This window comes from Thiorhodococcus minor (assembly GCF_010820565.1).
Taxonomy (GTDB): domain Bacteria; phylum Pseudomonadota; class Gammaproteobacteria; order Chromatiales; family Chromatiaceae; genus Thiorhodococcus; species Thiorhodococcus minor.
In genome coordinates this window covers 1-870 of sequence record NZ_JAAIJQ010000291.1, presented here as the reverse complement: position 1 = coordinate 870, position 870 = coordinate 1, and the positions used below count along the sequence as shown (strand labels likewise).

Here is an 870-nt window from a genome sequence, read left to right as displayed (position 1 = left end):
GCCTTCCTGGCGGCCTTTCTGTATCCCGATCCGCTCTCCTTCCTGACGGCCTTCCAAACGCTCGCGTTCTGCCCAGTGTTGTAAGTTTTCGGCCAACATGGCGTTGTCCTCGATGAGTGAATGAACCTGTGTGAGGTCGATCTTCGCGCCCAAGCGCTGGAGATGGCGCTTGAGCCAACGGGTGATGAGCGCATCCAAGCGGGCCTTGTTGGGGTCGGCTTGGATCAGGCGCACGAGTCGATCAACGGCTGCTTGTAATGAAGCGCGATCTCCAGAGGCGATCTCGACCTCGAAGACACCGCTGAGCGGGCTGTCGATGGCGCTGAGCTGCTCGGGCGTGTAGCGGCCTTCGTCAATCAGGTAGTAGCGCAGGTGCGGCTGGTAGGCGCGCAGGAACTGCGGTGGCTGGGGACGGACCTGGTCGATGATGTCTTCGGCAGCGTGCCAGCGCTCGAGCCCATTGTAGAGCAGGATCGGCAGGATCGGGGGCAGGCCTTGAGCCGGGCTGGTGACCTTGGTCTTGAGCAGGTGCTGATAGAAGCAGGCGACGTAGTGGAGCATGCGCAGCGGCATGGTGGGGTCGACCGTGGATTGGAATTCGATCAGCAGGTACAGAAACAATCGCTCGGTGACGCCTTGCCAGTGCACGTGTACCGACCAGACGACGTCCTCGAAACGCTCCTCGAAGAGCGGCGTGATGTAGTTGCCGCTGTGGTTCTTGAGTGTCGAGAAGTCCATCAAGGCGGCGATCTCGGGCGGGGCGAAGCCTTCGATCAGCTGTTGGACGAACTCGGGGTGGCTGAACAGCTCCTTGTAGCCGGTGTCGTGGTGCTTGGTCATCCCCATCTCCCCTGTCCAGATGGCCGAGAA

At 61.1% G+C, this 870-nt stretch carries 1 protein-coding gene; it reads right to left on the bottom strand.

Annotated elements, in window-relative coordinates; translation table 11 throughout:
• Positions 1-840, bottom strand: an 840-nt coding sequence (locus tag G3446_RS27015) for an Rpn family recombination-promoting nuclease/putative transposase (RefSeq protein WP_164456729.1), incomplete at its 3' end; no start/stop codon positions are given.
• Positions 841-870: the final 30 nt, after the last annotated feature.